The sequence below is a fragment of the Pseudomonas sp. v388 genome, assembly GCF_003935425.1.
Taxonomy (GTDB): Bacteria; Pseudomonadota; Gammaproteobacteria; order Pseudomonadales; family Pseudomonadaceae; genus Aquipseudomonas.
The window spans coordinates 150,365-172,012 of the sequence record NZ_RHQN01000007.1; the positions used below are offsets into that span (position 1 = coordinate 150,365).

12 protein-coding genes are annotated in these 21,648 nt (G+C 63.0%); 7 read left to right on the top strand and 5 right to left on the bottom strand.

Going from position 1 to position 21,648, the window contains the following annotated elements; all coding sequences use genetic code 11:
• The first annotated feature begins 98 nt into the window (after positions 1-98).
• Together uraH and EGJ27_RS17540 are read left to right on the top strand one after the other, a co-directional pair.
• Positions 99-461: a hydroxyisourate hydrolase gene (gene uraH, locus EGJ27_RS17535; protein ID WP_125832003.1), complete on the top strand. Its 363-nt coding sequence runs from the start codon at positions 99-101 to the stop codon at positions 459-461.
• Positions 462-536: 75 nt separating this feature from the next.
• Positions 537-5,552, top strand: coding sequence for a dermonecrotic toxin domain-containing protein (locus tag EGJ27_RS17540; RefSeq protein WP_125832004.1), 5,016 nt, complete (start codon positions 537-539; stop codon positions 5,550-5,552).
• A 10-nt stretch (positions 5,553-5,562) separates the two neighbouring features.
• Here the strand turns inward: EGJ27_RS17540 and guaD are convergent, their stop codons facing one another.
• The 4 genes from guaD to xdhA are packed head-to-tail and all read right to left on the bottom strand — an operon-like array spanning position 5,563 to position 11,689.
• Positions 5,563-6,900 carry a guanine deaminase gene (gene guaD / locus EGJ27_RS17545; RefSeq protein WP_125832005.1) on the bottom strand — a complete coding sequence of 446 codons (1,338 nt, stop codon included), beginning with the start codon at positions 6,898-6,900 and terminating at the stop codon, positions 5,563-5,565.
• A gap of 7 nt (positions 6,901-6,907) precedes the next feature.
• Positions 6,908-7,759, bottom strand: a complete 852-nt coding sequence (gene xdhC, locus EGJ27_RS17550; RefSeq protein WP_125832006.1) for a xanthine dehydrogenase accessory protein XdhC — start codon at positions 7,757-7,759, stop codon at positions 6,908-6,910.
• Entirely contained in the window at positions 7,756-10,242 is a 2,487-nt protein-coding gene (gene xdhB, locus EGJ27_RS17555; protein WP_125832007.1) for a xanthine dehydrogenase molybdopterin binding subunit, read from the bottom strand. The genes xdhC and xdhB overlap by 4 nt, the downstream gene beginning before the upstream one ends.
• The gene (gene xdhA / locus EGJ27_RS17560; protein WP_125832008.1) at positions 10,235-11,689 is read right to left on the bottom strand and encodes a xanthine dehydrogenase small subunit; all 1,455 of its coding nucleotides are present in this window, start codon (positions 11,687-11,689) and stop codon (positions 10,235-10,237) included. The genes xdhB and xdhA overlap by 8 nt, the downstream gene beginning before the upstream one ends.
• A gap of 289 nt (positions 11,690-11,978) precedes the next feature.
• Between xdhA and EGJ27_RS17565 the strand changes: the two genes are divergently transcribed.
• The 5 genes from EGJ27_RS17565 to EGJ27_RS17585 all read left to right on the top strand — a co-directional run bounded on the left by EGJ27_RS17565 (position 11,979) and on the right by EGJ27_RS17585 (position 20,985).
• Positions 11,979-12,638: a GntR family transcriptional regulator gene (locus EGJ27_RS17565; RefSeq protein ID WP_125832009.1), complete on the top strand. Its 660-nt coding sequence runs from the start codon at positions 11,979-11,981 to the stop codon at positions 12,636-12,638.
• Between the two features lie 4 nt (positions 12,639-12,642).
• Positions 12,643-16,131 carry a chromosome segregation protein SMC gene (gene smc / locus EGJ27_RS17570; RefSeq protein WP_125832010.1) on the top strand — a complete coding sequence of 1,163 codons (3,489 nt, stop codon included), beginning with the start codon at positions 12,643-12,645 and terminating at the stop codon, positions 16,129-16,131.
• Between the two features lie 252 nt (positions 16,132-16,383).
• The gene (gene zipA, locus EGJ27_RS17575) at positions 16,384-17,232 is read left to right on the top strand and encodes a cell division protein ZipA (protein WP_125832011.1); all 849 of its coding nucleotides are present in this window, start codon (positions 16,384-16,386) and stop codon (positions 17,230-17,232) included.
• Between the two features lie 126 nt (positions 17,233-17,358).
• Positions 17,359-19,722 (top strand): NAD-dependent DNA ligase LigA, encoded by a 2,364-nt coding sequence (ligA, locus tag EGJ27_RS17580; protein WP_125832012.1) that lies wholly within the window; start codon positions 17,359-17,361, stop codon positions 19,720-19,722.
• Between the two features lie 96 nt (positions 19,723-19,818).
• Positions 19,819-20,985: a putative zinc-binding metallopeptidase gene (locus EGJ27_RS17585; protein WP_125832013.1), complete on the top strand. Its 1,167-nt coding sequence runs from the start codon at positions 19,819-19,821 to the stop codon at positions 20,983-20,985.
• A 143-nt stretch (positions 20,986-21,128) separates the two neighbouring features.
• Here EGJ27_RS17585 and EGJ27_RS17590 read toward each other — a convergent pair whose 3' ends face one another.
• Positions 21,129-21,614 carry an N-acetyltransferase gene (locus EGJ27_RS17590; RefSeq protein ID WP_125832014.1) on the bottom strand — a complete coding sequence of 162 codons (486 nt, stop codon included), beginning with the start codon at positions 21,612-21,614 and terminating at the stop codon, positions 21,129-21,131.
• Positions 21,615-21,648: the final 34 nt, after the last annotated feature.

Here is a 21,648-nt window from a genome sequence, read left to right on the forward strand (position 1 = left end):
CAAGGATTTTGAAAAGTGTATTAATCGGCCATCCACGCACATCGCTCGGCGCTTTTATGGTGCGTTTTGACACAGTTTTCCTACTGGAGGCGCTGAAAATGGGACGCTTGACCACACACGTATTGGACACCGTTCGCGGCTGCCCGGGAGCGGGCATCCGTATCGAGCTGTTCCGGGTGCTGGAGCAGCGTCTGGAGCCGGTGGCGCAGGCGCTGACCAACTTCGACGGGCGCTGTGACGAGCCGCTGTTGCAAGGTTCGGCGTATCGATCAGGCACCTATCAGCTGCATTTTCATGCCGGCGCGTACTGGCTGGGACAACCCGGACACGCCACGGGCGACTCGGCAGCGGGGTTTCTCGACGAAGTGGTCGTTCGCTTTGTGCTTGATGAGCGTCAGGCGCATTACCACGTGCCGCTTCTGCTTTCACCCTTCGCCTATTCGACCTATCGCGGCAGCTGAGTAATTATGTAACCCGCCTGCCGTCACTGGGCCGAGCACACTCCAGGGATCTTGTTCCCGAATATGGAGTGCCTCATGACAGTGTTCACCTCGCGGCCGCCGGCGTTGCCCGCTGCGCCATTGTTGGCCAGCATCCTGCGTTACAGCACGGCGGGCAGCGCGACGCCCACCGTTCAACTCAATCGTTTGCACCAGGCATGTCGGAGCCTGGAACGCTGCCGCGGCACGCTCATGCAACTGGTCCAGGCCGCACCGGCGCCGGTGGCCGATCTTCCCTGCGACGAAGCCCATCTGCATCGGCATCGGCAGGCCGTTGCCCATTGGTGGCAGCAGCTGGCGCCGGGCTTCACCACGGCGCGTCTGCATGTGGCTGCCGACCTGCGGCGCCAATACCTTACTGAACTGGCGCTATTGGGCCAGGCAACCCTGGCCTTGAGCGACGCGGGGCTGGCGATGGTTGATGCAATGTTGCAACGCCGCACAGGCGTGCAGGTCAGCCGTCACGGCGCAGCGCAATCGAGCCGACTGGCCGACGCGCTGCTGATCGAGGGTGACGGCGGGCGGCCCTGCGTGGTGTTCATGCCTGATCAGGCAGCAACGCTGGTCGAGTATCCCGACCGGGAAACGATGAATGAGGCGCTGGGCGAGCTGCTCGATCAGCCGTTCGCGTGGCAGGGGCAGACCCTTGATGCCGCGCAGGACCCTTGTCTGGTCAGTATGCAAAGCAGCCTGGATGAGCTGCAGAAGCAGGAAGAATCTGCCTGGCAAGCCGCAGGCCCGGCGGCGCTGGAGCAGGTCCGGGAAGTGTGCAGCGCACGTCTGGCGCAGCCGGTGCCGCAGGCACTGCGCCAGGCGCTGGATCAGGCATTGGCGCACGATGCCGAAATCCATTCGCGTGCGGTGTTCTTCGGCAGTCTGGCGCCGTCCTGGCCGGTGTACCTCACAGAGCGCAAGCAAGCCGATCTGGTGCGGCGTATCCAGGCCTGGATCGGCCCTGAGCAGGAGCACGCCGAGCGGCTTGAAAGCTACCGTCGCCAGTACGACCAGTTGAACGGCGATGAACAGGCGATGAGCGCCATGCTGGCCGCCTTGCGTCAACAGAAGGGTTGGCTGGCGGACGATTTCTGGACCCAGCGCAAGGCTGGGCTGATCGAGCGGCGTCATCGCCACCTGTTGAACGAAGCCCGACTGCAACAGGCCGAGGGCACTGTGGACGCCGACGATCTGCAGCGGCTCGAACAGGTGCTGGACGCCAAGCGCGATCAGGCGTCCCTTGAATATCCCGAGCTGCCTGTTAGCGCGGGGCTGACGCTGGTGGTCGGCAGCCAGTCGGTCGCCCTCGACGGTGCCTTGGTCATCGCCCAGGCGCAGTCGCTACACACGCCCGCCGCCGCGTTGCCGGTGCTGTTCTACCTGCCTGGCAAAGGCGGCGGGCTGACCCGCTTCTCCAGTCTGGCCGCGCTGTGCGAACAGGTGCGGTTTACCCTCAATTCGGGACTGGACACTGCGCTGTGGCGCCACGTCAGTCCGCTGCAGCGTGGCGTGGCGATGGACGACGTGACGCAGGTTCGCGTGCAGCGTATCGAGGGTGCCGCGATGGTCCATAGCGTGCAGGCGCAGATCGACGCGATCAGCTCTGTGCTGGCCGCCATGCGCGGCGAGCCGGTCAGCGACCTGCACCCGGCGGCCGAACGGCTGGAGCGGTTTTACGCCCAGTGGGCCGACAACCTGTGCGGGCCTGATCACCCGGCGCGGGATCAGGCTATCGACCAGCTTGCCGAGCAACAACGCACTGCGCTGATGGCTCATCAGATGCCGCAGTGGCTGCTCGACGCCGAGCCGGTGGTGCGTGGGGAATACGCCAGGCAACTGGCGGACTTTCATGCGGCGGCCGGCGTTCTGGAACAGCACCTGGCGCGAACCCTGCCAACGTTCGACACCCTGGCCCGACAGTGGCTCGACGAGCGGCTGGAGCGCGATCTGGGTGTGAAGCTCGATACCGAGCAGATCAGTGTGGAGTTGCCGCAAACCGTTCACGACAAAGTGGACATCGACCCGCAGTTCGGTATGCCGGTGGCCGGACGCAACTGGCAACCCAGTCAGGCAACCGTTACTTTCAGCCTCTCGCAACTGGCCCGCTACAACGTTGATCCGGACAACGAGCTGGAGGTGGCGCGCCTGCGCTTCGCCCGCTTCACGACCCTGGGCGCTCAGTCGCTGCCGGCCGGGCTGACGGTCGATTACCTGATCAAGACGCTTCCGGACCTGGATGTCGCGCGCGTTTATCGTGAGAAGCTGGCCGCCACGTTCAACCTGCCACCGGCCCACACCGCCGAGCAACGACTGGCCCACGAAGTGCTGCTCAAACCCTATGAGCTGGGGATTGTCCTGGAGGGCTACGTGGCCCGACACCGTCGGCGTCTGAGCGAAGCCGGCTGGCAGTTGTTGTGTCAGGCGGCCGCCATGCGCGACGCGCAGCAGCAGTTCGACGCCGGCATCCAGACTCACTGGGTGGTGTTCAAGCCTGGCCAGTCGGTGAGTGGCGAGCGCAGTGGGCAGGCATTGGGTGGCCTGTGCGCAATCGAATCGCTGACGCGCGGCACGGTGCTGCTGTATCTGCCCCACGCCCCTGACGAGCACGGCCTGATCGAGGCGAGCAGCCTGGACGACGCTCGCCGGCGGCTGCTCCAGCGGTTGATCGCCCGGCCCCGAATGGTGGGCTGGCTGGCTGAACGGGTGGCACAAGGTAGTGACGCCGCCCGCCACAAGAGTTTTATCGAGCAAGCCTTGAGCCTGGGCTTCGAGGGCTTCATCGGGTTCAGTCAGGCGTTGAACCTGCAAGTCACCGTGCAGCAATTTCAGTACCGGCAATGGTTGTTGCAGGCGCAGAGCCGCGCCGAGGCGCGCAGTACCCTGGACATCCGCCGCCAGCACAAGCTGGCGAGCAGCCTGCGCTATCTGATGTACCTCAAGGCGGTGCTGTCGTTCATTCCTGGCCTGGGCACCCTGATCAGTCTCAAGGATGGCTGGGATGACGGCCAGAGCGCCGCCGCGGCGTTCGAGCGCGGCAATAGCATGGAGGGCGTCTTGTTCAGCGCCAGCCTGGCGCTCAGTGCGCTGGACGTGTTGTTGACGGTCATCCCCGGCGGCGCCTCGCTGGCGACCATGGCCCGGCTGGCCAGACGCAGCACCCGGCTGCGGCAGGTGTCGCAGCTGGCGAGCGCGCCGCCGATGGCCGCCGCCAGGCGCTATGTGCTGCCGCCGTTCGTCGGTTATGACGCGCCGATGCCGACCGGACCTGCGCGTGCTCAAACGGGCTGGGACGCAGGCACCTGGCTGTACGCCGATCAACTATGGATCGAGCACGCCGGCAAGCATTATCCGGTCTACCGGCGTCCCGGCGAACAGACGCTGCGGCTGAAGAAGAACAGTGTCCATGGCTACGAGCCGCCGGTGCGCTGGAATGGCAGGAGTTGGGAGTACCACACCGACGTGGGGCTGCGCGGCGGGGTCAAGTCCGGTATCGCGGAAACCCTTATTGCCGACAGCCTCGCCAGCCCGCATTTCACAAGGCATCACGCACGACAGTTTCTCGATCAGTTCGATTTTCCAGAGCCCCGTCAACGCCGCCTGGAGTTGGATCTGGCGACCCATTTTCAGGCCCATGGCACGGTCCCGGAATGGGCGCTGGCCTATCGAAAGGCAGGTGGCGGCGAACCTTCCGAGCTGATCCGTTTGCTCAGCCAGCCGCCGCTGAATGCGGGTCAGCCGGTTCAGGCGCCAGCGGCTGGAATCCGGCCTGAGGTGTCAGCCGCCGCCGTGCCGACACGGCCCGCACCTGCCGTGCCCGTGGTGCGCGTCCAGCCCACTCTTGCAGAGGCACCGGTTCAGGCTGGCCCGTCCTATGTGACATGGCCGGCAACGACGTCCTCCACCTTGCCGATTGCCGGCTCCTCCAGATCAGCGACTGCGGCACCGGGCGGTGCGCTGGCAGCGCTGGTCGATCCGTCGCCGCTCGATCCGACATGGGCGTTGCCCCCACGCGAGGTGACGGTGCTCAAGCGTCTTGAGGGTGAACTGCCGATTTTTCAGGTGGCCGGCCGCGATCAGGCCGAAGTGGTGAGCATTGGCGGTCGCAGCTATCAGATCCTGCCCGCCGGAGCACAGCCTCGTCAGCGCAGCGTGTTGCTCAAGCATCCACAACAGGGCGCTGAAGATTTCGATGCAATCAACTACGAGATGCAGCTGGACATCCACCGTCAGCCGCGTCTGGCCCGCTACGAGGGTGAACAGTGGCTGCTGCAGGGCGGATTGTTCGGCGAGCCCATCACCCGCCTCATCGAGCAGGCCAGGCCGGGTTTTACACCTGACAGCGTCAGACTGATCGGGCGGCGCCTGTACGCGATGGCCGACCCCACGACCTCACGCCTGAGCAGCGCCCGGCTGTTGACCCTCAGGTCGACGCTGGACGCCTGGCATGGCGGGACCAGAGCGCCGCTTGCCGGTTTGAATGACCCGCTGCTGTTGCTCGATCAGCGCATGCCTGTCGCCATGGGAGGCGGGCGCTTGAGGCTGACCGTCAGGTCCCGGCTCAATCAGACCGGTTGCCTGCGTTTCGACTTCGATCTGGGCGCAGAAGGTGTGTCGGACCTGGTCCTCCGCTCGGCGTTGCTGAGCAACAAGGCGGCGTTGGGAGGCCGCCGCGCCTTGCAGAACCTGATGGAGAAACTCCTGCGCAACGCGGGTTATCAGGTCATCGACGACGTCGTCTGCAGAATCGACAGGCTGTCGGTGGTGATATTCCGCCGCCCCGGGCTCGACGAACTGTTCATGATGTACATGCGGCGCGCCACGCCCAAAAGCAGTGACATCGACCTGTCAGGCGTGGATGCGCGCTACGTGCTCTCCAACCGCTGGCTGGACCATCAGCTTTCCGATGCCGTAGGCACGCACTGGTCAACGCTGGACGAAATGATTGCGACGGCACGTCGCGATGGCAAGCTGGTCCGCCTGGTAGGTGGCACGGTGTTCCCTTATGGCAACCTGCACCGTCCGGAAGCCTTTGTGACGCGCCTGGCGGACACCTTCTGACTGATTATGGTCAGGCGCCGGTCGGCAGGCCTGCGTCAGCGCACTGATGCACAAGCCTGCCGGCTGACCAGGTCTGGTGCACCACCCGGTCGTCGCCCAAGGTCATGAGCACGAAGAGGATTTCCTCGATGCCCTTGGCTTGTTTGAGGCGATAGGACAGCAGCGGTGTAGCGTTGTAATCCAGCACCACAAAGTCGGCTTCATTGCCCGGTTTCAGGCTGCCGATCTTGTCTTCCAGGCGCAGCGCGCGGGCACCGCCCAGGGTGGCGAGGTACAGGGATTTGAACGGTGTCAGCCTTGCGCCTTGCAGCTGCATGACCTTGTACGCTTCGTTGAGTGTTTGCAGGATCGAGAAGCTGGTACCGCCGCCCACATCGGTGCCCAGGCCGACATTGACGTGATGCCGCTCAGCCTTGGCCAGATCGAACAGGCCGCTGCCCAGAAACAGATTGGACGTCGGGCAGAAGGCAATCGCCGAGCCGGTCTCGCCCAGGCGTGCGCATTGCTCTTCGCACAGATGCACGCCGTGGGCAAACACAGAGCGCTCGCCCAGCAGGTTGAAATGGTCGTACACGTCCAGGTAATGCTTGCGCTCCGGGAACAGCGCCTTGACCCACTCGATTTCCTGAAGGTTCTCGCTGATGTGGGTCTGCATGTACAGGCCGGGGTATTCGCCCAGCAGCTGACCGGCCAGCGTCAGTTGCTCCGACGAGCTGGTCGGCGCGAAGCGCGGTGTAACGGCGTAGCTCAGGCGACCCCTGCCGTGCCAGCGCTCGATCAGCGCCTTGCTGTCGGCGTAACCGGATTCCGGTGTGTCGGTCAGGTAGTCCGGCGCGTTGCGATCCATCATCACTTTGCCCGCGATCAGCCGCAGGTTCAGGCGTTCGGCGGCACTGAACAGCGCTTCCACCGATTGTTTGTGCACACTGCCGAACACCAGCGCGGTGGTGGTGCCGTTGCGCAGCAGCTCGGCGAGGAAAATGTCAGCCACCTCGGCACAATGCGTCGGATCCTCGAACTGACGTTCGCAAGGGAAGGTGTAGGTGTTGAGCCAGTCGAGCAACTGCTCGCCATAGGAGCCGATCATGCCGGTCTGCGGCAAGTGGATATGGGTGTCGACGAAACCGGGGGTGATCAGCGCGTCCGAGTATTCGATCAGCTCAACGTCATCGCCCAGCGTGCCGAGCAATTCGTCGGCGTGGCCCACGGCCTGGATGATGCCGTCTTCGACCACCAGCAAACCGTCGGCGAAGTATTGATAAGACTGGTCCTCTGGCACCTGAGCCGGGTCGGCGACGCAGTGGACGATGGCTGCACGGTGGGCGGTACGGCGTGATACTGAACTCATAAGACTCTCATTGCGGCTGGCTGCGCCGGGACGCAGGCAGCAGTTTGGCGATCGGTTCGGCTTGGGACCGGGCTTTGGACCCAAGAGTGCCGAAGTTGCAATTGTAGGTGGCGATGACCTCGGCGGCGATGGACACGGCGATTTCAATCGGCAGCTTGCCTTTGACTTCCGTCAGCCCCATCGGACAGCGCATGCGCTGTATTGCGCCCGGATCGAAGCCGCGCTCGCGCAGGCGGTGCTCGAATTTCATGCGCTTGGTTCTGGAGCCGATCAGGCCGAGGTAGCCGAAATCGTTGCGCTTGAGGATCGCGGCGGTCAGTTCCAGGTCCAGCGCGTGGTTGTGGGTCATGACAATGCAGTAACTGCCGGCGGGCAGTTGCGCGACTTCATCGACCGGTTCGTCGCTGACGATTTTCAGCACGCCCTCAGGACAGGATTCCGGGAATTGCGCTTCTCGCGCATCGATCCAGCGCACCCGACAGGGAAGGGCAGCCAGCAGCGGAACCAGGGCGCGACCAACGTGGCCGGCGCCGAATACCGCGAGCTGTGCCTGGGGCTGGCCCATGGGTTCGAACAACAGCACGTTCACGCCACCGCAGCACTGGCCCAGGCTGGCGCCGAGGTTGAAGCGCTCCAGGCGCGTCTGTTGCGTGCCGCCGGCCAGCATGTCCCGGGCAATTTCCATGGCCTTGAATTCCAGATGGCCGCCGCCGATGGTGTCGTAGACGTGCTCGGCGCTGACCACCATCTTCGAACCGGCATTGCGCGGCGTCGAGCCCAGCTCCTCGATGATGGTCACCAGGATGCTCGGCTCGTCGCGGGCCTGCAGCTCGGCCAGGGCGCTGATCCAGTTGTTCATGATTGCGAACCCCGGAGTTCCTGCCTTCGTGGGAGGCAGCTTGCTCGCGACTGCGCTGGGGCAGTCGCCGCTAATGGGACTGAACTGACGCCGTCGCGGGCAAGCGCGCTCCCACAAACGGCAGTTTCGCAGGTCAATTCACGCATCTGTTCGCAGCCCCACAACACCCGTTCCGGCGTCGCCGGCGCGTCGATGTTCGGCTGATGGCGATAATCGCCCAGACTCGCCACGGCATCCTTGATCGCGCACCAGGCGGCGATGCCGAGCATGAACGGCGGCTCGCCCACGGCCTTGGAGTGAAACACGGTGTCTTCCGGGTTCTTGCGGTTTTCCACCAGGGTCACGCGCAGGTCGGCGGGCATGTCCGCAGCGGTGGGAATCTTGTACGACGCCGGGCCACTGGTCAGCAGTTTGCCCTTGGCGTCCCACACCAGTTCCTCACAGGTCAGCCAGCCCATGCCCTGAATGTAGCCGCCCTCGACCTGGCCGATGTCGATGGCCGGGTTCAGCGAGGCGCCGACGTCGTGGAGGATATCGGTGCGCAGCATCTTGTATTCGCCGGTCAGGGTATCGACCAGCACTTCGGCACAGGCCGCGCCAAAGGCGTAGTAATAGAACGGCCGGCCACGGGCCTGGTTGCGGTCGTAGAAAATCTTCGGCGTCTTGTAATAGCCGGTACTGGACAGCGACACCTGGCCCATCCACGCCTGTTGCGCCAGTTCGGCGAAGGTCAGGATACGCTCGCCGATGCGCACCTGGCCGTTGCTGAACAGCACCTCGGCTTCGGCCACTTGGTAATGCCTGGCGGCAAATTCCACCAGACGCTGCTTGAGAATCTCGGCGGCGTTCTGCGCGGCCTTGCCATTCAAATCTGCGCCGCTGGAGGCTGCGGTGGGCGAGGTGTTGGGCACCTTGTCGGTGTTGGTCGCGGTGATCTGGATGCGTTCGATATCGACCTGAAACACCTCGGCCACCACTTGCGCGACCTTGACGTTCAAGCCCTGGCCCATTTCCGTGCCGCCGTGATTCAGATGAATGCTGCCGTCGGTGTAGATATGGATCAGCGCACCGGCCTGATTGAGAAAGCTGGCGGTGAAGGAGATCCCGAACTTGACCGGCGTCAGCGCCAGGCCTTTCTTGAGGATCGGGCTTGCGGCATTGAACGCCCGAATGGCTTCACGGCGCTCGGCGTACTGGCTGCTCCGTTCCAGATCGGCGGTCATTTCGTCGAGCAGGTTGTGCTCGACCGTCTGGTAATAATGGGTGACGTTGCGCTCGGTCTTGCCGTAGTAGTTGGCCTTGCGCACCGCCAGCGGGTCCAGGGCCAGGTAACGGGCGATGCGGTCCATCACTTCTTCGATGGCGACCATGCCTTGCGGCCCGCCGAAGCCGCGATAGGCGGTATTGGACGCGGTGTTGGTCTTGCAACGATGGCCGTTGATGGTGGCGTCGCCCAGGTAGTAAGCGTTGTCGGCATGGAACATCGCCCGGTCGACAATGGACGCCGACAAGTCCGGCGAATAGCCGCAGTTGGCCGCCAGATCCAGTTCGATGCCCTGCAGACGGCCGCGCTCGTCGAACCCCACGTCGTACTCGATATAAAACGGATGACGTTTGCCGGTCATGTGCATGTCTTCGCTGCGCTGCAAACGCATCTTGGTGGGCTGCCCGGTCAGGCGCGCGACCACCGCGCACAGGCACGCGGGGCCGGCGGCCTGGGTTTCCTTGCCGCCAAAGCCGCCGCCCATGCGCCGCATGTCCACCACAATGCGGTTCATCGGCACAGCCAGCACCTCGGCCACCAGCTTCTGGATTTCGGTAGGGTTCTGGGTCGAGCTGTAGACGATCATGCCGCCGTCTTCGGTGGGCATTACCGAGGCGATCTGGGTTTCGAGATAGAAATGTTCTTGCCCGCCGATGTGCAGCGTGCCCTGCAAACGGTGCGGCGCTGTTTGCAGGGCTGCAGCCGAGTCGCCACGCTTGTGGGTGTGACTGTCGAGTACGAAATGCTTCTGGCGCAAGGCCTGGACTACGTCCAGCACCGACTCCAGTTCTTCGTACTCGATGACTGCCGCCATCGCGGCACGGCGCGCGGTGTCCATGTCACGGGCCGCCACGGCCAGGACCGGCTGGCCGACGTATTCCACCTTGTCGATGGCCAGCAGCGGATCGCCGGGAAGCAGTGGGCCGATATCCTTCAGGCCCGGAATGTCTTCGTGGGTGATGACGATTCGCACGCCGTCAATGGCAAGGCAGGGCGAGGTATCGACGCGGACGATCCGGGCATGGGCGCGATCCGATAGCCGCGCGTAGACGTGCAACTGGTTGGGAAATTCCAGGCGATCGTCGATGTACACCGCTTCGCCGGACACATGCTTGTCGGCGCTGTCATGCTTGACGCTGCGGCCCACGCCAGTGGCCAGGCCCTGCCGGAACAGTGCCAGGCGTTGTTCCTGAGTCAACGGGAGTGCGTGCTCAGACATGATGGGTCACCCGCGTCGGGACATGGGGCGTCTGCAGTTCGATGAAGCATTTGCGCAGCAGGTTTTGCGCGCTCAGCAGGCGGTACTCCTTGCTGGCGCGGAAATCCGACAGCGGCGTGAAGTCGTCGGCCAGCGCGGCGCAGGCCTGCTCGACCGTGGCGGTGCTCCACGCGGCCCCGATCAGCGCCCGTTCGCAGGCGGCTGCACGTTTGGGAATCGCCGCCATACCGCCGAACGCAACTCTGGCGTCGCTAATCACGGCGCCTTCGATCTTCAGCCAGAACGCCGCGCACACCGCCGAGATATCGTCGTCCAGCCGCTTCGACACCTTGTAGGCGCGAAACACTGCGTCCGGCCTGGCGGTCGGCACCACGATCTTCTCGATGAATTCGCCTTCCTGTCGCGCCGTGATCCGGTAGTCGATGAAGTAATCTTCCAGCGCCAGCTCGCGTTGTCTGGCGCCTTTGCGCAACACCAGGCGGGCGCCGAGGGCGATGAGCAGCGGCGGGGAGTCGCCGATGGGCGAGGCATTGCCGATATTGCCGCCCAGCGTGCCCTGATTGCGGATCTGCAAGGAGGCAAAGCGCTGCAACAACTCGCCGAAATCCGGGTACTCCGCAGCCAGTGCCGCATGACAATCGCTCAGAGCAACGGCTGCGCCGATTTCCAGCCGGTCGTCGAAGTGTTCGATCTTTTTCATAGCTGCCACGTGGCCGACGTAGATCATCGTCGGCAATGGCTTGTGCAGCTGAGTGACCTCCAGCGCCAGATCAGTGCCGCCGGCCAGCAGCCGGGCCTCGGGATGGACCATGAACAGCCCGGCCAGGTCGCTGACCGTCAACGGCAGCAGGCAGCGTTTATCGCCATCATTGAGCTCGGCTGTCGCAGACGGCGCGATGGCTTGCAGGCGACTGATGGTCAGCGTCTGGCGCTGGTCGAACTGATCGGCCGCAGGTGCGTCGCAGGCTTGCCGGGCGGCGGCGAGAATAGGGCGGTAACCGGTGCAGCGACACAGATTGCCGGCCAGCGCTTCATGCGTGCGCTCGGCGTCGGGCGTGGTGCTGTTCTTTTGCAGGGCAAACAGCGACATCACAAACCCTGGTGTGCAGAAACCGCACTGCGAACCGTGGCAGTCGACCATCGCCTTTTGTACGCTGTGCAAGTGGCCTTGATGCTTGAGGTCTTCGACGCTGATCAGCTGTCTGCCGTGCAAGGTCGCCATGAAGGTCAGGCAGGCATTGATGCTGCGATAGCGCAACTGTGCTTCGCCATCGGCGCCGCTGTGCAGCTCGCCGACCACCACGGTGCAGGCTCCGCAATCGCCGCTGGCGCAGCCTTCCTTGGTGCCCGGCCTGTGCGCCTGTTCACGCAGATAGGTGAGCACCGTCATGTTCGGATCCAGAGTGTGCTCGGTCTTGAGCTCCTGGTTCAAAAGAAACTGGATCACGGCGCTGTACCCTCATTCATGGGTCTGGGACCTGTTGGTGAATCTAGCAGCTTGCTCGGGGTGGTCAATGTGTTTCTGACTCTTGGGTCAGAAAAATGAGGTTGCGCTTGAGCGACCCGTGGGAGCGGACTTGTGGGAGCGGACTTGTCCGCTTGCACAGGGTCAGCCACACGACAATCGATAAAATCTGCTTAATTCGTGCCAGTTTGCTCACCATGGCCCTGCGCCACAGGTATCGGTTGCGATACACTCCGCGGCTTGTATGTCCAACCGTTGGTGAAGCACTGTCATGACGTTCAAGGCCCCGGATAGCCTCGCCGAGCAAATCGCTCAACATCTCGCCGACCGGATCATCCGCGGCGAGCTCAAGCCTGGGGAGCGGATCCAGGAACAGAAGGTCACGCAAGCCCTGAACGTCAGTCGCGGCTCGGTGCGCGAAGCCTTGCTGATTCTCGAACGCCGCCATCTGGTGGCGATCCTGCCGCGCCGTGGTGCCCAGGTCACGGTGCTCGACGCCCACAATGTAACCAGTCTGTGTACCCTGATGAGCGAACTGTACATTCTGCTCGCCGTGGCCGTGGCCAGCCGCTGGAAAGCCCAGGAAGACCTGGTGCCGTTCCTCGACATCCAGCGCCGTTTGCGCGCCAGCTACGAGAGCCAGGACGTCAAGGCGTTCGTCGAGGAAAGCTTCAACGTGATGCGCGCGTCCTATCCGTTCGCCGACAACCCGTACTTGCAGGAAACCGTGGAAAATCTGCAACCTTCCATGAACCGCAGTTACTTTCTGGCGCTGGATGAACGCAAGGCGGAGATGAGCAACTATCTGGCCCTGTTCGATCAACTGCTCGAAGCCGTGCTCGCCCGGGATCTGGCCAAGGTGCGCAGCGTGCTCGTCAGTTATGGCCAGCGCAGTTGCCAACTGGTGATCAGCGCGCTGGCGGCAGGCTGACAGCATGCGCCTGAAGTGCATCAAGCTGGCGGGGTTCAAATCCTTCGTCGACCCCACCACGGTGAACTTCCCCAGCAACATGGCGGCGGTGGTCGGCCCCAACGGGTGCGGCAAATCCAACATCATCGATGCGGTGCGCTGGGTCATGGGCGAAAGCTCGGCCAAGAATCTGCGCGGCGAGTCGATGACCGACGTCATCTTCAACGGCTCCACCAGCCGCAAGCCGGTCAGCCAGGCCAGCATCGAACTGGTGTTCGACAACTCCGACGGCACGCTGGTGGGTGAATACGCCGCCTACGCGGAAATCTCCATCCGCCGCAAGGTGACCCGCGACAGCCAGAACAGCTACTACCTCAACGGCACCAAGTGCCGCCGCCGCGACATCACCGATATCTTCCTCGGCACCGGGCTTGGACCGCGCAGTTACTCGATCATCGAGCAGGGCATGATCTCCAAGCTGATCGAGGCCAAGCCCGAAGACCTGCGCAATTTCATTGAAGAAGCGGCCGGTATCTCCAAGTACAAGGAGCGCCGCCGGGAAACCGAAAACCGTATCCGCCGCACCCATGAGAACCTGGCGCGCCTGACCGACCTGCGTGAAGAGCTGGAGCGCCAGTTGGAACGCCTGCACCGTCAGGCCCAGGCTGCGGAGAAGTACCAGGAATATAAAGCCCAAGAGCGTCAGCTCAAGGCGCAGCTGTCAGCCTTGCGCTGGCAGGCGCTCAATGAGCAGGTCGGCCAGCGCGAAGCGGTGATCGGCGATCAGGAAGTCGGGTTCGAGGCGTTGGTGGCCGAGCAGCGCAACGCCGACGCCAGCATTGAACGGCTGCGCGACGGGCACCACGATCTGTCGGAACGCTTCAATCTGGTGCAGGGCCGCTTCTATTCGGTCGGTGGTGACATTGCGCGGGTCGAGCAGAGCATCCAGCACGGCCAGCAGCGTCTGCGCCAGTTGCAGGACGACCTGCGCGAAGCCGAGCGGGCACGTCAGGAAACCGAATCGCACCTGGGCCACGACACCACGTTGCTGGCGACCCTGAGCGAAGAGCTGGAGATGCTCGAGCCGGAGCAGGAAATGACCGCTGCCGCCGCCGAGGAATCGGCCGTAGCCCTTGAAGAAGCCGAAATCAGGATGCACGGCTGGCAGGAACAGTGGGACCAGTTCAATCAGCAGTCCGCCGAACCCCAGCGTCAGGCCCAGGTGCAACAGTCGCGCATCCAGCAGCTGGAGCAAAGCATGGAGCGCCTGGCCGAGCGCCAGCGTCGTCTGAACGAAGAGCGCCAGCTGTTGGCCGAAGCGCCGGAAGAAGCAGCGATTCAAGCGTTGAGCGAGGATCTCGCCACCCGCGAGCTGACCCTCGAAGAATTGCAGATGGCGGAAGAACAGGTCGTCGAGCGTCTGGAGCAGTTGCGTCAGGACCTGCAAGGCGCCAGCCAGGCCCAGCAGCAGGCCCAGGGCGAGCTGCAACGCCTCAATGGCCGGCTGGCCTCGCTGGAAGCGTTGCAGCAGGCTGCGCTGGACCCTGACACCGGCACGGCCGAGTGGCTGCGCGATCAGCAATTGGCCGAGCGGCCGCGCCTGGCCGAAGGGCTGAGTGTCGAGCCGGGTTGGGAACTGGCGGTGGAAACCGTGCTGGGCGCCGATTTGCAGGCCGTGCTGGTGGATGACTTCATCGGACTGGACCTGACCGGCTTCGAACAGGGCGATCTGCGCCTGTTCAGCAGCGGCACCGACACCTTGCGTTCGCCCGGCAGCCTGCTGGACAAAGTGGACAGCGCCGTCGACCTTTCTCCTTGGCTGGGCAGCGTGCTGCCGGTGGAAACCCTGGATGACGCTTTGGCTCGACGCAGCCAGTTGGCGGCTGGGCAAAGCCTGATCAGTCGCGACGGTTACTGGGTCAGCCGCCATTTCCTGCGGGTGCGCCGCGCCAGTGAAGCGCAGAGCGGCGTGCTGGCCCGTGCGCAGGAACTCAATGCGTTGGGGCTTGAACGCGACGAGCGCGAAGCCGCCCTGGCCGCCCTCGACGAACAACTGTTGGCCTTGCGCGAGCAGCAGACCCGCCAGGAGGAAACCCGCGAGCAACTGCGTCGCCAGTTGCAGGATCAGGCCCGCCAGCAAAGCGAACTCAATGCCCAGCTGTCGGCTGCCAGAGCCAAGGTCGAGCAGTTGACGTTGCGCCGCAGCCGTCTCGACGAAGAACTGGCCGAACTGGCCGAACAGCGGGCCATCGAGCACGAAGAGCTGGGCGAATCGCGCCTGCAATTGCAGGATGCGCTGGACGCCATGGCCCAGGACACCGAGCAGCGCGAGGTACTGCAGGCCCAGCGCGACAGCCTGCGCGAACGTCTTGACCGAGTGCGCCAGGACGCCCGCCTGAACAAGGATCGCAGCCATCAACTGGCGGTTCGCCTGGGCTCGCTCAAGGCCCAGCATGACTCGACGCGTCAGGCTCTGGAACGCCTGCAAATGCAGTCCGAACGGCTCACCGAGAAACGCGAACAGCTGAACCTGAACCTGGAGGAGGGTGCTGCTCCGCTGGAAGAGCTGCGCCTCAAGCTTGAGGAGCTGCTGGAAAAGCGCATGGTCGTCGACGAAGAGATGCGCATCGCCAAGATCGCCCTGGAAGACGCCGACCGTGAACTGCGCGATGCCGAAAAACGCCGCACCCAGGCCGAACAGCAATCTCAGCTGTTGCGTGGTCAGCTGGAGCAGCAGCGCCTGGAATGGCAGTCGCTGACGGTGCGTCGCAAAACACTTCAGGACCAGCTGCTGGAAGACGGCTACGACTTGCACGGCGTATTGGCGACCCTGATACCGGAGGCCAACGAGAAGGACGCCGAGCAACAATTGGAAAACATTGCCGCGCGCATTCAGCGCCTGGGTGCGATAAACCTTGCGGCAATCGATGAGTACCAGCAGCAGTCCGAGCGCAAACGCTATCTGGACGCCCAGGACGCCGATCTCGTCGAGGCTCTGGAGACGCTGGAGAATGTCATTCGCAAGATCGACAAGGAAACCCGCAATCGATTCAAAGAGACCTTTGATCAGATAAACAGCGGAATTCAGGCACTTTTTCCAAAAGTTTTCGGTGGCGGCTCGGCTTATTTGGAACTGACGGGCGAAGATCTACTCGATACAGGGGTCACAATCATGGCTCGCCCACCCGGAAAGAAAAACAGCACGATCCATTTGCTGTCCGGTGGGGAAAAAGCACTGACGGCGCTGGCCCTGGTGTTCGCTATTTTCAAACTCAATCCAGCGCCGTTCTGCATGCTCGACGAAGTCGATGCGCCGCTGGACGACGCCAACGTCGGACGCTATGCCCGACTGGTCAAGGAGATGTCCCAGACCGTGCAGTTCATCTATATCACCCACAACAAGATCGCCATGGAAATGGCCGACCAACTGATGGGCGTGACGATGCATGAACCTGGTTGTTCGCGACTGGTGGCGGTGGACGTCGAAGAGGCGATGGCGCTGGTGGATGCCTAGTCCAGAGCCTTCAAGGATCGCTACGGGCAGCGCTGTGAAACGGGAAAAATGTGGCAAGCGTGCGGTGCATATCAACCTGTGCACCAAACAGGTGTAACAGACGGTGTAAAGTTACCTTTGGTCGTGCTAGTTTAGTGACCACTTTTTATTTTTTCGTGGGCAAAATGCCAGTCAGAACATAGACTTGGCACCACGTATTAAAGGGGTTTAGGCCCTTATTTTCAGAATTCTTCATTAGAGGCACTGGATTACATGGAAATCGGTCTGCGCGAGTGGCTGATCGTCATCGGCATCATTGTCATTGCCGGTATTCTCTTCGACGGCTGGCGCCGTATGCGCGGCGGCAAGGGAAAATTGAAATTCAGGCTCGACCGTAGCTTCTCCAATCTGCCGGAAGAGGAAGAAACCACTTCCGCAGAGTTGCTCGGTCCATCCCGTGTCCTGGACACCCACAAGGAACCGCAACTCGACGAGCACGACTTGCCGTCGATGAGTGCCTCCCCTCGGGAAGGCAAACGGGGAACCAGCGAGAAAAAGCGCAAGGACGAGCCGCAGCAGGGCGACCTGAATCTGGACGTGGATGGCCCGAGCCTGTTTGCAGGGGGCGACGACGACTTTGCCGACGACAAGCCGACCCAGCGCATCACCGAAGACAAGGACCTGGCGCCTGTCGAGGAAGTGCTGGTGATCAGCGTGATCTCGCGTGACGAAAGCGGCTTCAAGGGCCCGGCGTTGTTGCAGAACATCCTGGAAAGCGGGCTGCGTTTCGGCGAGATGGATATTTTCCATCGTCACGAAAGCATGGCCGGCAATGGCGAAGTCCTGTTCTCGATGGCCAACGCCGTCAAGCCGGGTGTCTTCGATCTGGACGATATCGACCATTTCAGCACCCGTGCGGTGAGCTTCTTCCTTGGTTTGCCGGGCCCGCGTCATCCGAAGCAGGCTTTCGACGTGATGGTGGCGGCAGCGCGCAAGCTGGCCCACGAGCTCAACGGCGAACTCAAGGATGACCAGCGCAGCGTCATGACCGCGCAAACCATTGAACATTACCGCCAGCGCATCGTCGAATTTGAGCGTCGTGCTCTGACTCAACGCCGCTGATCGCCACTGGATGGCCCAGCCGCCTGCCGGGAGTTGCAATGCGCTCCCGGCGGCCTGGGCGCCGGATGTACAAAATGAGCAGCCTGACGGCTGCTTTTTGCTTTTTGCTTTTGAGAGACCACCCGTATGAAGGCCGTCGAAACTCGAATCCTGGAATTGCGCGCCGAGCTGGACCAGCACAACTACCGTTATCACGTGCTGGACGAGCCCAGCATTCCGGATGCGGAATACGACCGCCTGTTCAAGGAACTCAAGGCGCTGGAAGCGGATAACCCGCATCTGGTCACGCCGGATTCCCCGACCCAGCGCGTCGGCAGTGCTGCGTTGTCGGCCTTCACCCAGGTGCGCCACGAGATGCCCATGCTCAGCCTGGGCAACGCTTTCGAGGAAAGCGACCTGCGGGATTTCGGCCGCCGCGTCACCGAAGGCCTCGATCTGCCGGTCGGTGACCTGCTGGGCGAAGGCGCCCGTGTCCAGTACAGCTGCGAACCCAAGCTCGACGGCCTGGCGGTGAGCCTGCTGTACCGCGACGGTGCGCTGGTGCGTGGCGCAACTCGCGGCGACGGCACCACCGGCGAAGACATCAGCGTCAACGTGCGCACCGTGCGCAATATCCCGCTCAAGCTGCACGGCAGCGGCTGGCCGGCTGTGCTGGAAGTGCGCGGCGAGGTGTTCATGTCCAAGGCCGGCTTCGAGCGGCTCAATGCCAGCCAGCTGGAAATCGGCGGCAAGACGTTCGCCAACCCACGCAACGCCGCGGCCGGCAGCCTGCGCCAGCTGGATTCGAAAATCACCGCCAACCGACCTCTGGAATTTTGCTGCTACGGTCTGGGCCAGGTGACCGAGGAAATCGCCGACACGCATGTGGGCGTGCTCAATCAACTGAAAGCGTGGGGCATGCCGGTCAGCCGCGAGCTGAAGCTGGCGGACGGCATCGAGGAATGCCTGGCCTACTACCGCGATATCGGCGAGCGGCGCCTGTCGCTCAGCTATGAAATCGACGGCGTGGTGTTCAAGGTCAATAGCCTGGCGGCCCAGCGTGAGCTGGGTTTTCGCGCTCGCGAGCCGCGCTGGGCCATCGCCCACAAATTCCCTGCGCTGGAAGAGCTGACCGAGCTGCTGGACGTTGAATTTCAGGTCGGCCGCACCGGCGCGGTGACGCCGGTGGCGCGTCTGAAGCCGGTCAAGGTCGCCGGCGTCACGGTGGCCAACGCCACGCTGCATAACATGGACGAAGTTGCACGGCTGGGGCTGATGATCGGCGATACGGTCATCATTCGCCGCGCCGGCGACGTGATCCCGCAAGTGGTGCAAGTGGTCACCGAGCGGCGCCCTGAAAGCGCTCGTGCCGTGGAAATTCCGCAGCACTGCCCGGTATGCGGTTCCCATGTCGAGCGCACCCAGCTGATCAAACGCAGCAAGGGCAGGGAAACCGTGACCGAGGGTGCGGTTTACCGCTGCATCGGTCGTCTGGCCTGCGCCGCGCAACTCAAGCAAGCCATCATCCATTACGTCTCGCGGCGGGCGATGGATATTGAAGGGCTGGGCGACAAGACCATCGAGCAACTGGTGGATGAACAACTCATCGGTTCGCCGGCCGATCTGTACAAGCTCACGTTCGAGCAGATCATCGATCTGGAAGGCTTTGCCGAGATATCCACCAACAAGCTGCTCAAGGCCATCGCCGACAGCCGCACGCCGACGCTGGCGCGTTTCATCTACGCATTGGGAATTCCCGATGTAGGTGAAGAAACCGCCAAGGTGCTGGCCCGTTCCCTGGCTTCACTGCAACGCGTTCAGCAGGCGCTGCCCGAAGTGCTGACGTACCTGCCGGATATCGGCCTGGAAGTGGCTCACGAGATTCACTCATTCTTCCAAGACCAGCATAACCAGGACGTGATCAACGCGTTGCTGGGCGAGTGCGGTCTGAAACTGCAGGACGAAGGCGAGCTGGGCGCGGAATTTGCCGCCAGCACCACGCTGGGCGGCTTGATCGACAAGCTGCATATTCCGTCGGTAGGTCCGGGGGCGGCGCAAAAACTGGCTGATAAGTTCGGCACCCTGGAGCGCATTCTGGAGGCGGACTGGCTCGATATGCGCCAGGCCCTGACGGAAAAACAGGCGGTCTCGGTGCGCGAATTCTTCGACAAGCCGGCCAACGCCGAGCGCGCCCGGGCCATCGAAGCGCAGCTCAAGGACTTCGGCATGCACTGGCGCAGCGAGCGAAAGGAAGTCGAAGGCCTGCCGCTGGCCGGGCAGACCTGGGTGCTGACCGGTTCACTGGAAATCATGAGCCGCGACATCGCCAAGGAAAAACTCGAAAGCCTGGGGGCCAAGGTGTCCGGCTCGGTTTCGGCCAAGACCCACACGGTCGTGGCCGGGCCGGGCGCCGGCTCCAAGCTGACCAAGGCCAATGAACTGGGCCTGCCGGTGCTGGACGAAGATGCCTTTCTCAAGCGCCTGGCCGAACACGGTGTTGCGGTGGATTGATCTGCCGCTGATCGGTCGGGACGTTCTCCGGCCGAATCACGGAACCCGCGGGCCTTGCGCATGATCTAGTGCCTGCCAGGCCCACGGGAGATCACCATGTACCGTTTTTTCGAGCAACTGAGTTCACGTATCGCTGCGCCTTTCATTGGCGAGACCCGGCGCAACAGCAAGGTATGGTCTTGCCGGTGCGGGCAGTCGGTGTTCTTCCAGAACTCCCAATGCCTGGCCTGTTCGGCAGCCTTGGGCTATCTGCCGGAACAGGCGCGGGTGGTCGCCCTGGAGCCTGCTGGCGAACCCGGCACCTGGCGTGTCAGCGGGGATGCCGATGGAGCCTTGTATCGGCGCTGCGCCAATCTCGACACCCCGGCGGCGTGCAACTGGTTGTTTCCGGCGCATGACAATGGCGAGTTCTGTACGGCATGCAGCCTGAATCGCACCATTCCCGACCTGTCCGTGGCGGAAAATCCCGAGCGCTGGCGCAAGGTGGAGGCTGCCAAGCGGCGTATGGTCGCGCAACTGATCGCCCTGGGTCTTGAAGTCATTCCCAAAAGCGTCGATGAGCAAAACGGCCTTGCGTTCGACTTCATTGGTGTCGATCTGGAAGGTCAGCCGCCCACCACCGGCCACGCGGGTGGCCTGATCACCCTCAATATCGAGGAAGCGGACGACGCCCATCGCGAGGCGATGCGCGTTCAGATGCACGAGCCTTACCGAACCCTGCTCGGCCATTTCCGCCACGAAGTCGGACATTATTACTGGGACCGGCTGATTGCCGATACCTGGTGGCAGGACGGGTTTCGGCATCTGTTCGGGGACGAGCGGGCCAGCTACGCGGATGCGCTGGAGCACCACTATCAGAACGGCGCGCCGGACGATTGGCAGCAAAGCTTCGTCAGCGCCTACGCGACCATGCATCCCTGGGAGGACTGGGCGGAAACCTGGGCGCATTACCTGCACATGATGGACGCGGTCGACACCGCCTTGGGCTTCGGCATGAGCGCCCGGGAAATGGAGCTGGACTACCAGCCGTTTCCGCTCCAGACCCTGTACGACCCGCAACACCCCGGCGGCCCGGCCTTCCTGTCGTTCGTCAATGCGTGGATCGAGCTGGCCGGCATGCTGAATGAGCTGTCACGCAGCATGGGCCAACCGGATTTCTATCCCTTCGTCCTGCCGCCGGCGGTCATCACCAAGCTGCACTTCATCCACCTGGTGATACAGAACGCAGGCGGCAAGGCGGATGAGGTGTTGCGCCCTGCGTGAGCGCACTGGCCCGCGAGGGGGGGCGGTGGCAGGGCAGAACGCTGGTTGCTGGAGTATTGGTTCGCCAGCAAGCTGGCTCCCACACAATCGCGACATACCCGAATGGAAGGCGGCGCGGGCAAGCGCGCTCCTATAGGTCCTGGCTACACCCGCAACGTCATGCGCCGCTCGAAACCGATCCGCCCGCGATACGCTTCGCCGGTATCGTCCCAGCCCAGGCGGGTGTACAGGCTCATGGCCGGCAGATTGTCGGCATCCACCGACAGCATCACCTGCTCGATTTCCGGCCAGGTCCTGCGCACCGCTGCAGGCAGCTCTTGCAGACAGGCTTTGCCCAGCCCTTGGCCCTGCAGCCGATAGTCAATCTGCAGCGCGTGCAAAGTCGCGGTTCCCGCCTGCGCCCAGTGCGGCAGGCAATCGTCGCGCTTGAGCATCAAAAACCCCACCGGATGTTCATCTGCCAGAAGCACGAAACCCTGAATATTGGGGTTGGGTCGCACCAGCAGCGTATTGAGCGCCGAATGAATATCTCCGCAATACGCCTGTTGTTCGAGCTGAACCTCAAGCTGTTCAAGCTCGCGGCGCTGGGTGTCATCGAGTTCGTGATAGCCGACCAATCGAGTCTGCATGGCAACTTCCTGGCTGTGTCATGTCCGTGAAGAT